Source organism: Rubneribacter sp., assembly GCF_965361815.1.
In genome coordinates this window covers 40457-53483 of the sequence record NZ_CBDTNW010000152.1, presented here as the reverse complement: position 1 = coordinate 53483, position 13027 = coordinate 40457, and the positions used below count along the sequence as shown (strand labels likewise).

General features: G+C 62.7%; 11 protein-coding genes. 8 read left to right on the top strand and 3 right to left on the bottom strand.

Annotated features, from left to right (window positions below; translation table 11 throughout):
- From ACWKY3_RS11310 to ACWKY3_RS11275, 8 genes are all read left to right on the top strand, one after another.
- Positions 1-997: glycosyltransferase family 2 protein (locus ACWKY3_RS11310; RefSeq protein WP_449316509.1), on the top strand; the 997-nt coding region annotated here is incomplete at its 5' end.
- 138 nt (positions 998-1135) lie between these two features.
- Complete coding sequence (locus ACWKY3_RS11305) at positions 1136-2260, top strand: glycosyltransferase family 4 protein (RefSeq protein ID WP_449316508.1); 1125 nt, start codon at positions 1136-1138, stop codon at positions 2258-2260.
- A 14-nt stretch (positions 2261-2274) separates the two neighbouring features.
- Positions 2275-3270, top strand: coding sequence for an LCP family protein (locus ACWKY3_RS11300; RefSeq protein WP_449316507.1), 996 nt, complete (start codon positions 2275-2277; stop codon positions 3268-3270).
- 66 nt (positions 3271-3336) lie between these two features.
- Complete coding sequence (locus ACWKY3_RS11295) at positions 3337-4152, top strand: ABC transporter permease (RefSeq protein WP_449316506.1); 816 nt, start codon at positions 3337-3339, stop codon at positions 4150-4152.
- The gene (locus ACWKY3_RS11290; protein ID WP_449316505.1) at positions 4142-4933 is read left to right on the top strand and encodes an ABC transporter ATP-binding protein; all 792 of its coding nucleotides are present in this window, start codon (positions 4142-4144) and stop codon (positions 4931-4933) included. Before ACWKY3_RS11295 ends, ACWKY3_RS11290 begins: the two co-directional genes overlap by 11 nt.
- A gap of 16 nt (positions 4934-4949) precedes the next feature.
- On the top strand, positions 4950-5669 hold the full coding sequence (locus tag ACWKY3_RS11285) for an IspD/TarI family cytidylyltransferase (protein WP_449316504.1): 720 nt from the start codon (positions 4950-4952) through the stop codon (positions 5667-5669).
- 1 nt (position 5670) lies between these two features.
- Entirely contained in the window at positions 5671-6699 is a 1029-nt protein-coding gene (locus tag ACWKY3_RS11280; RefSeq protein WP_449316503.1) for a zinc-binding dehydrogenase, read from the top strand.
- Positions 6687-7916, top strand: a complete 1230-nt coding sequence (locus ACWKY3_RS11275) for a CDP-glycerol glycerophosphotransferase family protein (protein ID WP_449316502.1) — start codon at positions 6687-6689, stop codon at positions 7914-7916. The genes ACWKY3_RS11280 and ACWKY3_RS11275 overlap by 13 nt, the downstream gene beginning before the upstream one ends.
- On the opposite strand, the gene ACWKY3_RS11270 is transcribed toward ACWKY3_RS11275, so the two are convergent.
- From ACWKY3_RS11270 to ACWKY3_RS11260, 3 genes are all read right to left on the bottom strand, one after another.
- A complete protein-coding gene (locus ACWKY3_RS11270; RefSeq protein WP_449316501.1) occupies positions 7907-10567 on the bottom strand; it encodes a bifunctional glycosyltransferase/CDP-glycerol:glycerophosphate glycerophosphotransferase in 2661 nt (886 codons plus the stop codon). The two genes, ACWKY3_RS11275 and ACWKY3_RS11270, sit on opposite strands and share 10 nt — an antisense overlap.
- A 47-nt stretch (positions 10568-10614) precedes the next feature.
- Positions 10615-11877, bottom strand: coding sequence for an ATP-binding protein (locus ACWKY3_RS11265; RefSeq protein ID WP_449316500.1), 1263 nt, complete (start codon positions 11875-11877; stop codon positions 10615-10617).
- A 122-nt stretch (positions 11878-11999) separates the two neighbouring features.
- Entirely contained in the window at positions 12000-13004 is a 1005-nt protein-coding gene (locus ACWKY3_RS11260; protein WP_449316499.1) for an acyltransferase family protein, read from the bottom strand.
- Positions 13005-13027: the final 23 nt, after the last annotated feature.

Sequence of the window (13027 nt, the reverse complement as noted above, 5' to 3'; positions counted from 1 at the left end):
GGAGGACGGGTCCTTGGACGGAGTGGACGCGGGGGCCCAGGTGTTCTGCGCGTCGGAAGGGCGCCTCTCGGTCGGGCGCACAGAGGGCCTGGGGGCCGCCGGCGCGCGCAACAGGGGCCTGGAGATGGTGGACTCGCCGTTTTTCATGCTCCTGGACGGCGACGACGTGTTCCATCCCGACTTGCTGGAAAAGCTGCACCGCGGCATCGTGGGAAACGACGCCGATCTGGCGGTGTGCGACATCGTCCAGATCGATCACGCCACCGGGCGGCGCGAGGAGGCGCCGTGGGCGCTCAAGCGGGGCCAGCTGCCGGCCGGCCTGTCCGCGTTCTCGTGGCGCGACATGGAGGGCAATCCCTTCGCCGCCTTCATGGGGTGGCCGTGGGACAAGCTGTACCGGACGGACTTCGCGCGCAAGGAGGGGCTTCGGTTCCCGGAGGACCTGGCCAACAGCGAGGACATGCTCTTCACGTACAAGGCCGTGGTCCTGGCGCGCCGCATCTGCGTGGTGGACGAGGTTTTGATCGACCACCGCATTGGGCGCGGCGGCTCGGTGTCAAGCTCGCGCGCGAAGGACCCTTACGCGTTCTACGAGGCGCTTTGCCGCATGAAGGCGTTTTTGAAGGGGCTGCCGGGCGATTGCTGGGACGGCCTGGGCCGCAGCTATCTGAACTGGGCGTTCGATTGGACGCTGTGGAACATCGAGACCATGCCCGACGACGACGTGCGCGCGGAGATGGCGCGCCGCCTGCGCGACGGCGCCTTTGCCGAGCTGGAGCTTGACAAGCACGCCCCCGCGTTTTTCGCCGGGTACCCGCGCAGCATGGCCCGTTACGCCAGCATCTTGGAGGACGACTGCGGCGAGCCGGACAAAGGCCCGCTCGGGCCCATCGACTCCCTTCCGTATGGGAAGTTCAAGCCCTGGTCGCAGGCGGGCGTGCTGGACAAGCTCGCCATCAAGTGGCGCATGTGGCGCGCGAAGCCGGTGGAGTGGTAGGGGGCCTTTCGCGAAGGCTCCGTCGCCGTTCTCCCGCCGCCTGGCCGGAAAGTTTCGGGGGTAGGGGGTCGTTTCTTACGATTCTGTTACAATGCGGTGTGGCTATCGTTTGCAGGCGGCGTCTTCCCGAAGGAACCAATGGAGTGGTATCAGGCGGCAATCGTGTTTTGCGTGGCTTTTGCGGTCACGTACTGCATGGTGCCCGTTTCCAAGTGGATAGCCGTGAGGATAGGGGCCGTCGACTATCCGGGCAACCGGCGCCTCAACCATGATCCCGTGCCGCGCTGCGGGGGCATCGCCCTGTACGCGGGGATAGTGGCGGCGTGCTTCTCGGTGTTTTTGGGCGTGCGGTTTTTCGGATGGGACCTTCACGACCTCTACATTCTCAACGACGTGAACTACCTCCTTCTCTACGTTGGCGCGACCGTCATGTTCTGCGTGGGGCTGGTGGACGACATCACGCAGCTTTCCCCGAACGTGAAGCTGGCCGGCCAGGTGGCATCGGCTGCGATCGTCGCCTTGTCGGGGGTCACCATAGGGGCCGTCCGCGCTTCGGGGACGGCCGACTACCTTGAGCTGGGTTGGCTGGACTACCCTTTGACGGTGCTGTACCTGGTGGTGTTCGCCAACATCACCAACCTCATAGACGGTTTGGACGGATTGGCCTCGGGGATAGTCGCCATCGTGGCGACGAGCCTGCTGTTTTTGGTGTGGGTCCGCGGCAGCTTCACGCTGGCGTTGGTGTGCTTGGCTATCGTGGCCGTCTGCCTGGCGTTTCTGCGGTACAACTTCTTTCCGGCCTCGGTGTTCATGGGGGATTCGGGCTCGTTGCTTTTGGGGTTGTCGGTGGGCGTTGTCTCGGTGGCGGGCGTGGTGCGCACCCAGAGCTTCGTCGTCATGCTGGTGCCGCTGGTCATTGCGGGCGTTCCGTTTTTGGACACCGTGTCGGCCATCATCAGGAGGAAACGCGCCCATCAGCCTGTGGAGCAGGCCGATCTGGGGCACATCCATCACCGTCTCATGCGCGCCGGCTTGAGCCAGAAGCGCTCCGTGGCCGTCCTGTGGGTCTGCTCGGCGGTGCTGGCCGTGACCGGATGCTTGATGGGCGGGCTGGCCGGACCGGTGCGCTGGGCCATGATGGCGGCGCTCGCCGTGGCGCTGTTCTTCGTCATTTGGAGGTTCGGCCTGTTCAAGCCCGTTTTGAAGCACCATTACGACAACAGGGGCCGTCGCGGTCCCCGCGTTCCCGTGAAACGGCGCTAGGCTGGGCGGTTGGCATGTCGCAGGTCACCGAGAGCCAGAAAAGACGGTCCAGGATAACGGCGGCCATGGCCGTGGCGGTGGTGGCCGCCCTGTCCCTTTCGTTCATCGGCCTGGTCCTGATCCTCGACAGCGTTGCGGGGCCGGTCAGGCGCGAGGGGCCGGCCGTTGTGGAAGTGCATTCGGACGAGCCGTTCTACGTGCTGCTCATCGGGTCCGACTCCCGCAAGGGGACGGCGCTCTACACGGGCAAGAGGGGCGAGCACGCCCAGGTTGACCAGCACTCCGATGTGATGACGCTCATGCGGGTCGATCCCCGTTCGTACCTGATCACGCTGGTGACCGTGCCCCGCGACACGGTTTTGAACGGGTCGGACGGAAGGATCAACGACGCGCTTCTGGACGGCGATCCGGCGGAGGCGGCAAGGGCGGTCGAGAGTCTGACGGGCGTTGCGGTGCCTTACTACATGATGGTGGACTTCACGTCGTTCAGCGACTTGATCGACGCGCTGGGCGGCGTGGTGGTGGACGTGCCGGCGAACGTGACGGTGCCCGACCCGATGACGGCGGACAACGTGACCGTGACGGCGGGCGAGGATCAGCTGCTCGACGGGGCGGAGGCTTTGGTGCTGGCGCGGGCGCGCAAGGAGTACGGCGACGACCAGGACGCGCTTCGGCAGGTCAACGTGCGCAACATAGAGGCGGCCATCATCGGGAAGGTGCTGGAGTCGCCCAACGACGAGGCGGTGACCGCCGCCTTGCTGGACCTTGAGGAGAACGTGACGACCAACCTCGACATGGCGGCTGCGGCCTTTTTGGTCATGGATTTCGTCGCGCATGGGGACGAGGTGGCCATCTACTCCTGCACGGGTCCTTACGAGGGCGGCGAGCGGGAGGACGGGCTGTGGGTGGTGGACGAGCAGCCTGCCGCCTGGGACGAGCTTATGGCGGTTGTGGAGGCGGGCGAGGACCCTTCGGGCGTGATCCCCGCCCCGCGGTTCGAGGACCGCTGAAGGGGTTCGGGGGTGTCGCTGTGCTATCATTAAGGCTTGTCTGTTGGGGAACGGAGTAGGAGCATCGTGCTGGGCACTCTTGCGACAATACTGAGGGACAACTGGGAATGGCGCAGGCAGATAGGCCGCCTGGCCATCTTCGAGCTGGTGAAGAAAAGCCGCGGCGCGGTGCTGTCCTGGGCGTGGTTTCTCATCAAGCCGGGCATGTACATCTTCTGCTTCTGGTTCGCGCTCGATGTGGGGCTGCGCGTGGGCAGCGGCGGCGAGGCGGGCGCTCCTCCGTATCTGCTGTGGCTGTGCGCGGGCCTCATCCCGTGGTTCTTCATGCAGGACATGCTGGGCGCCGGCATCGACGTGATGCACCGCTACCCGTATCTGGTGAACAAGATCAAGTTTCCTTTAAGCGGCATCTCCACCATCTTCGCGTCGGCGACCATGCTGGTCCAGCTCATGCTGATGGCGGTTCTGCTCGCCCTGTACTTCGCCTACGGCATGCCGCTCGATCCCTACCTTGCGCAGGTGCCGCTTTTGCTGGCGCTCATGTTTTTGTTCTGGGATCTGGTGTCCATCCTGTTCAGCCAGCTTTCGGCCATCAGCAAGGACGTGGCCAACCTCATGCACGCCATGTCCACGCCCTTCTTCTGGCTCTCAGGCGTCATCTTCAACGTGAAGAGCGTGCCGGTGGACTGGATCCAGGCCATCCTGTACTTCAACCCCATCACGTTTTTCGTGACCTCGTTTCGGGGGGCGTTCTACGACAAGACGTGGTTTTGGGAGGACCCGCTTATGTGCGGGGGGTTCGCCGCCGTGTTCGCGCTGACGCTCGTTGCCGCGGTGCTCGTGTACCGGCAGTTCAACGAGGAGGTGGCCGATGTCCTCTGACGCTTCTTCGCTCAAAGACGCCAAGTCGCTGCACAAAACGAGCGTCAGCGACGAGGTGGTCATCCGGTTTGACGGCGTGACCAAGACCTACAACCTGTACAAAAACGACCGGGGCCGCTTCCTGGGCATCTTCAACTACAAGAAGAAGGGGAGCTTCCTGGGCAGCGTGGACGCGAGCAAGGATCTGTCGTTTGAGATCCGCAAGGGCGAGGCGGTGGCGTTTCTGGGCCGCAACGGGGCGGGCAAGTCAACGGCGCTCAAGATGGTGACGGGCGTGACGCATCCCACGAGCGGAGAGGTGTCCGTTTCCGGGCGCGTGAGCGCGCTCCTTGAGCTGACGGCAGGGTTCGACATGCAGCTGACCGGGCGCGAGAACATCGCGCTGCGCGGGCAGATACTGGGGCTTTCGCGCGCCGAGATCAAGGAGCTGGAGCCGGGCGTGGTGGACTTCGCGGAGCTGGGGCTCTACATCGACCAGCCCATGCGCACGTACTCGAGCGGCATGAAGGCGCGGCTGGGCTTCGCGTTCGCGGTGGCCATAGATCCGGACATCCTGGTGGTGGACGAGGCGCTGTCGGTGGGCGACAGGACGTTCCAGCGCAAGTGCATCGAGCGCATCCGCGAGATCATGATGGACGAGAACGTGACCGTGCTGTTCGTCACGCACGCCTCCGCCACGGCCAAGGAGTTCTGCAGCCGCGGCATCGTGCTTGACCAGGGCACGAAGGTGTTCGACGGCCCCATAGACGACGCCACGGCGTACTATGAGGCGAATTTCTAGGAGCGAAGGAGCGGACATGCTTCAGGAAGGCAAAGCGTACGCGGCGATTCTGGCCGGAGGCTCCGGCACCCGTATGGGCAACCTTGACAAGCCCAAGCAGTTCCTCATGCTGGGGTCGAAGCCCGTGCTCGCTCACACGGTGGAGAAGTTCTGCGCCACGGGGCTGTTCGACGCGGTGCTGGTGCTGTGTCCGGAAACGTGGCTGCGGCAGACGAAGGACCTGCTGGCGCGCTACGTTCCCGCGTTCGCCGACGAGATAGCGGTGGTGCCGGGCGGCGCGACGCGCAACGACACCGTGCGGTGCGCGCTGTCATGGGTGGAGGGCCATTGCGAGGTCGACGAGGAGGCCGTGCTGGTGACGCACGACGCGGTCCGCCCCTTTGTGAGCCACCGGATAATCCGCGAGAACCTGGAGGCCGCCCGCGAATTCGGCGCGTGCGACACGGTGGTTCCGGCCACGGACACCATCGTGAAGAGCGTTGACGGGGAGGTGATCGAGGACATCCCCGATCGCAGCGCGCTCTACCAAGGGCAGACTCCGCAGTCGTTCAAGCTGCTCCACCTGAAGCGGATGATGGAGAGCCTTTCTCCCGAGGAGGAGCGGACGCTCACGGACGCCTGCAAGGTGTGCGTGCTGCGCGGCGAGCGGGTGGCGCTTGTCATGGGGGATCCGGGCAACATGAAGATCACGTATCCCCAGGACATGCGCCTGGCGACTGCGTTGATGGGGGGATAGCGTGCTGAACTGCGTGTACAGGCTCGTCGCTCCGCGGACGTTCGAGCCGGTGGAGGTTGAGCTGGACATGGGCGGCGCTCCGTGCGTGCTGGTGCGGCCCACGCACCTGTCCATCTGCAACGCCGACCAGCGGTACTATCAGGGCACGCGCAGCGCCGAGGCGCTGGCGAAAAAGCTGCCGATGGCGCTCATCCACGAAGGGGTGGGCCAGGTGGTGCTCGACCCCGCGGGCATGTTCCGTCGGGGCGCCAAGGTGGTCATGCTGCCCAACAACCCGCACGAAACCGATCCGTGGAGGGCGGAGAACTACCTGCGCACGAGCGAGTTCTGCGGAAGCGGCTTCGACGGCTTCATGCAGGAGTACCTGGCGCTGCCGCCCTCGCGCGTGGTGGAGCTGCCGCAAGGTTTGGACGAGGAGGTGGCGGCGTTCACGGAGCTGGTGAGCGTGGCCATGCATGCGGTGAGCCGCTTCGACGCCATCGCGCACGGGGATCGCGCGCGGGTCGGCGTGTGGGGCGATGGGAACCTGGGCTTCATCGTGAGCCTCATCCTGCATCTCAGATTCCCCGGCATCCGCGTTGCGGTGGTGGGGCGCAACGCTCTGAAGCTGGCCGACTTCACGTTTGCGGACGAGACGCTGCTGGCGTGCGATGTTGATGCGGGCTTCCAGGTTGACCATGCGTTCGAATGCTGCGGGGGCGACGGATCGGCTGCGGCGGTGGACCAGATCATCGATTGCATACGCCCCGAGGGGACGGTGTCGCTTCTGGGGGTTTCCGAGAATCCCGTTCCCGTGAACACGCGCATGGTGCTGGAGAAGGGGCTTCGCCTGTTCGGCAGCAGCAGGAGCGGGCGGGCGGACTTTGAGGACGTGGTGGCGTTCTACCATGATCGGCCCGAGGCTCTGTCCTATCTGTCGGCTCTGGTTGGGGAAGTGTTCGACGTGTCGTCCGTCGCGCAGGCGGTGCGGGCGTTCGAGTCCGACGCCCGCAAGGGCATGGGCAAGACCGTCATGCGATGGGACGTGTGAGGCCCTCGATGCTGTCGCAGGCGAAGGAGGCGCTCAAAGGGGCGATCAAAGACGTCGTGTTGTGGGGCGTTTTGCCGTGGGCGTACCGACGCCATGCGCGCAGGCCCGTCGATGCGGGGTCGGTGCTGTTCTTGGAGCGGAAGCTCGCCGAATTGCCGGACAGCTTCAAGGAGCTGCACGGGCGCCTGTCGGCGGATCCGGCCCGGCGCGTGGGGTTTCTGTCCTTGGGCTACGGGCGCGCAGGGGTTGTGGAATACTACCTGAACTGCCTGCGGGCCGTGAAAGCCGTCGCGCGGGCGGAGGTCGTGTTCCTAGACGACGCGTCGGACGTGATCAGCTGCCTGCCGTTGCGCCCCGAGACGAAGGTCGTGCAGCTGTGGCACGCATGCGGGGCGTTTAAGAAGTGGGGGATGAGCACGGCCGACCTTTTGTTCGGAGGCTCGCGGGCCGACAAGAAGCGCCATCCGTTCTACGAGAACCTCTCGCTGGTGACCGTCAGCAGTCCGGAGGTCGTATGGGCCTATGCCGAGGCGATGGATCTTGAGGGTCGCGAGGACATCATCAAGCCCTTGGGGGTCAGCCGCACCGACGTGTTTTTCCAAGACGGGTTCGTTGCTTCGGCCCGGAGCGCCGTGGAGGAAGCGGTTCCCGCTTGCGCGGGTAAAAAAGTGCTGCTCTACGCCCCGACGTTTCGCGGAAAGGCCAACGAAGCCGTCGGGCCGGACGCCCTCGACGTTGCGGCGCTCAAGCGAGCGCTCGGTGGAGAATGGGTGCTGCTTGTCAAGCACCATCCCTTCGTCGCGAAGCGGCCGGAGGTGCCCGAAGGGTGCAGGGACTTCGCCTTCGACGTGTCTGCTGCTCTTCCCATCGACAAGCTGCTGTGCAGGGCGGATGCGTGCGTGTCGGACTACTCGTCGCTTGTGTTCGAGTACTCGCTGCTCGGGCGTCCGATGGCGTTTTTCGCCTACGACAAAGACGACTACGACGACTGGCGCGGCTTCTACTACGACTACGACGAGCTGACGCCGGGGCCGGTATTTTCAAGGAACGAGGACCTGGTAGACTACCTGGCGCATGTGGACGAACGGTTCGACGCCGATCGCGTGAGGTTGTTCCGCGACAGGTTCATGAGCGCTTGCGACGGGCGGGCGACGGAGCGGATAATAGGAGAGGTGTTCGGGGATGGCGCTTTGCCGTCTTTTGATCCTCAGGAGTGACGCCTTCCCTTCCAAGACTCCATAAGGGCTTTGTAAAGGCGCTCTCTGTGACCGCCGCCGTAATGGAGGAAGAACCCCTCCATCCGATGCGCGTGCGGCGGGCTGGGCTTGCCGCCATTGTCCAACAGGGACTCAAGTGCGTCCAGCAGCTCGTCGGGTGTGCGCGCAATTGGGCCGAAGCCCTCTTCCAAGGGCAGGTCGAGCTCCCGATAGCCGTTGAGTCCGGCGCGGAACTCCTGTTCGTCGGGCAGGAAGTAAGCGATGGCGCGCTTGAGGTAGACGAAATCGAACACCCATGACGAGTAGTCTGTCACGAAGATGCGGTAGTCGCTCTCGTTGACGGCGTCGACCAGGTGGATGCGTTCGGCGGACAAGGCGGCGAAGTCGGTTTCGTACACGCGAAAGATGGGATGCAGCTTGATGTCGAGATGATAGTCGTGCTCTTCGAGCAGCGCGGTCAGCCGGGCATTGGAGAGCAGCAGTTCGACGGAGCGCCAGAACGACGATTGCCGGAAGGCGGCGGGTTTGGCTTCGAACGCGAGGCCGGGGGGTTGGGCGACGAGGCTTTTGCGCCACGAGGGGGCGAAAAGGATGCGGCGTTGGGATGGGGCGTCGAGGTCTATCGTGTCGTAGCGGGGCATGCCGCTGCGGATAAGCTGGCTGTTGGCGAAACCATATGACTGCGTCAGGTTCTTCTCCTCGAACCGGGTGGAAACCACCATGTAATCGATCAGCAGGCGATCTGCCGAGTATTTCCAGGGCATGTGGGCGTGCAGGACGCCGTGCTGCAGGTAGACGACATCGTAGCGGATAAGGTCGGCAAGCCCGCGCATGGTCTTCTGCGCGAACGGACACCAGTTGGGATGCTCGATGTAGGCGGCTACTATCCGGTCGGCCTCAAGGTGCAGGAGGCGGTGCTCCGGAGAGGCGAATCCTATGACGTGCGCGCGCTGATGTGGGGAGAGCTGCGCGTCGAAGGCGTCCGGATCGTCCTTCGTCACGTAGAAGCGCTCTATCCCGTCGTCCATTTCGCTGTCGTGGAGGAATTGGAGGAAGGCGTTGTCGGCTCCCACTCCGCTTCGGTCGTAATAGAGCCACAGCGGCCTTTTGCGTTTCGGGCGGACGGCGAGCGCGGCGCGCATGGCCAAGGCCTTCCGGTTCCGTTGGGCAACGGAGCGGGTGCAGCGCAGCCACCGGGCGGCTTTGGAGGTTGCGGACGGGCGGCGGGTTATCCTGATGCCGGGCAATGCGGCATCGGCCTTCACAAGGCAATCGCCGGCATCGAAGGCGAGGATGCCGTTTTCCGTGTCGAGGTTGGCTCTGGAGGAGAACGTGAGGCGCAAGGGCAGCTGACGGCCTTGCACGGACAGAGAGAGCGAGGCGACGGTGCTGCGGGAGAGGGAAACGGACGTCTCAAACCTCCAGAATCGGTTGGTGCGCGTGCGCCCTTCGTGGTAGTCGTGCGAAGTGGGGAGAAGCGGGACGTTGACGACGTCGCCGCCTACCGTGAGGAAGAGCGCGGGCGTTTCCGCATATTGGAAAAGGACCGAGCGGAGGATCCCCGTGATGTGCAGCTCTTCATCCGCAACACGCGTTTTGACGATGTCGGCTTCAACGCTGTTGCGGCACAGCAGCACGTGATTGCTTCGGCGAAGGACGAACCCTCCCTCCTGGAGCGTGCAGAGCAGGCCTTCCTGGGGTTTGAGGGAGGCCAGGTAGTGGCGATAGTGCTCGTCGCTGCGGGGGGAGGTGAATATCACATCGTCGCAGACGCGGCCCATCAGGGCGCGTATGCGGTCGATGGCATGTTGGAAGCGGTCGCTTTCGTAGTGGTACGGGAACAGGAGGTCCTGCCGAATCTTCCAATTCACCTCGTTGAGAAACGACGCTTGCAGGTAGAGGGGCGCTTCGTGGGGGTAAGCGGCGAACAGATCCTCCCAAAATCCGATGTTCTTCTCGAACTGGTAGAACGGGTGCATCTTGGTGGCGATGGCGCTGCCGGCGAGTTGACGGTAGCGGTAGGCGCCCGTTTTGCAGAAACCCACTTTGAGCTTTTTGAGCAAGATGGTGAGGAAGAACAGCTCGTCCTCGTGGATGAGGAGGTCTTCGCGGAAGCGGGGGAGGGACACATCGTTTTTCACCAGCACGTTGACGTTGGTCACCAGCGCGAAGGCGTTCTGGAGTTTCGTCAGGTCGTAGACGCCCGTTTCGGTGAGGACCTGCTCGCGCACATGGGGCCATTCGCGAGTCTCGTCGTAGAGCCTCATAGGGTAGGTGACGAGGTCGACCTCGTCGTAGCGCTCGTCGAAGAACGCGACGCAAGCCTCAAGCGTTTCAGGGAGCAGGGTGTCATCGCTGTCGAGGAAGGCGATATAGCGTCCCTCGGCTGCCTCGATGCCCGCATTGCGGGCGCTCCCCACGCCTCCGTTGGGCTTGTCGACGACCGTGATGCGATCGTCTTCGGCGGCGAGTTTGGCGCACGTAGCCAAGGTGTCGTCGGCGGAACCGTCGTTGACGAGGACGATCTGCAGCTGCTCGGGGGCGATGGTTTGCTGACGAAGGCTTTCGACGGCGGCGGGGATGGTGTCGGCGCTGTTGTGAGCGGGGATGACGACGCTGACGACAATGCTCGTATGGCTGTTCGGACTCAAATCGGTCCCTCTCCTTGTTTCGGGATTTCGCTGGTCGCCATTGTATCCTACGGTGCCAGAGCGTCGATGGGCACAATCTGAACACCCGCCTCCGTCACATGCGCCGGTGCGCCGTAAGCGACAAGAACGCATTTGGCAACCGGGGGCCTTTCCCCGTGCGCAACCATCTTTTTCTCAAGCGCGAGGATGTTTTTGACGCCTTCGGCGATGCCGGACGGCCCCATCTTGACTTCGAAAGCCGCCCAGTCGCCGTTTCTTTTCGCCACAATGGCGTCAACTTCAAGATCCGCCGCGTCATGGTAGTGATAGACTGCGGCGCCCATAGGGCGGGCGTATACTTTGAGGTCGTGTATCGCCAAGGACTCAAAGAGCAGGCCCAGGGTTTTAGGGTCGCGGACAAGCGAGGATTCGTTTGCGCCAAGCGCAGCGACGGCGAGCGATGGGTCTGCAAGATGACGCTTAGCGGAGCTTCTGAGCCTAACAGGCGATCTGAGCGCTGGGTTCCATGCGGGAACGTCGTCGATTACGTATACGCGAGCAAGGACGGATAAGTATTGGGAAACAGCGTTTCTTGCAAGCTGCCCGTCCATATCGGCGCTGATTGCCTTAATTCCCGCGAGAGTGGATTCGTTGCGGGCGAGCGAAGTCAAAAGCGCGCGTATCTTTGCCGGATCTCGCCTCACCCCGTCAATGCGCGATACGTCGGATTCAGCCACCGTGTTCACGTACTCGCTTGCCACCCTCATGGCCATGCGCGTTGGGAAGTTGACGGCGCTGGGCCAGCCGCCCCGGCATACCGCCTCGGCCACGGACGGCAATCCTGCCATGGAGCCGAGCGCCCCCCTGAATGTCTCGCCGGCGAACAGGCGCGATAGCGACACCTCCCCTGTGGAGCGCCCCATTTCGAAGAGGGTCATGGTGTCCATTCTCAATATGGCGAAACGGCCCGCTCCGCTGTGCATGGGCGTTTCGGAATCGTTCGGCGTGGTCGAGCCGGCAAGAACGAACTGCCCGGGCTTTTCCCGGCGGTCGCATTCGTAGCGAATCGCGTCCCAGAGCTTGGGCACTTCCTGCCATTCGTCCACAAGGCGCGGGGTTTTTCCGACAAGGGCTGTTGCGGGATCAGTGGTTGCCATGAGCCTGCCGGCGAAGTCGTTTGCTGGGTCGGTCATGGAGATTTCAGATTGAGAGAACTTGCGGCCGGTGGTGGTTTTGCCGCACCATTTTGGCCCGCGAAGAGCCACGGCGCCAAAGATTGAGAGGTCGTCCTCAAGCTCGGCATCCACAATGCGGTCAATGTATTGAGCCATGCGCAGCCCCTTAGGATCGGCTTTGCTTCAAGAATGTTGATTTTATCTCCACCTGGTGCGAAGTGCAAATTGCAAACGATTTGGAGTGCAAAATGCAAGAGATTTGGAGTGCAAGATGCAACCTAGGTCGATTGCGGGTTGATTGCTTTTCTTTTCAGCATAAGACGCAAGGCGTCGATCGGTTTCTGAAACATCTCGAACGACAAAACAACCGTGGTAAGGACCGCGAGAGAAACCCAGATGTACCCTCCTCCCGACACGGCGCCGTTCAGCAAGCTGGCTGGTATGCCGGCTGCCTGCAAAGCGTACACCACCGGGTAATGCCAGCTGTACGCGGCAAGGGTCCGTTGCCCCCATCGAGCCAGCACCTTCAACCTCAGCATCGAGAAAATGGAAATGAAAGAGGCGCACAGCATTGCGGCAACGCCGTACGCGAGCAATTGATGTGGCCAGCCGCAATTCTTTATAGGAACCGAGGCATAAGCGCTATGCGCCGTAAAAACGGTACGATAGGCGTAGACGCTATCGGTAAAGACAAAGCAGGCAAGCAAGAAAGCCAGCACGCTGCATGCCGAAACAACCACGCATGCGCGCCTCCGGAGAACGCGGAGCACCTTCTCCGGAGTCAAGGAAAACCCCGCCCAGTAGAAGGGGAAGAAGATGACGATCCTTCCGATCTCGAAAAGATCGAAATTGATGGTGTCGTACCGTATCGCCAGCCCCAGCGAGACAGCAATCGCAAAAACGGCAACCGCACTTCTTCCGGACAGGATCCAGCAGAGAGATTTCCATGCCGCCATGGCGAACATGAACCATGGGAGGCCCGAGGTTGCAAACAACGAAAACGATGCGTTCCGACCCAGCGCCATCCCCACAAACAAGTACAAGACCTGCAAAACGATGCCCCATGCAACGAAGAACACCACCGAATCCAAAGGAAACTTATCCCTGGCGTGATCGAAGAGTCCGGATAAGAATATGAACAGGGGCATATGAAAAGCGTAGATGAATACGAACATCGCCCGGTAGTTATCCGAGTACGCTACTCCCATGTCGATAAAATGACCCACTACCACCAAAAGCATGGCGAACCATTTCAGGGAGTCAATCGATTCGATTCGTGCCATTTGGAAATCTACCTTACCTATGC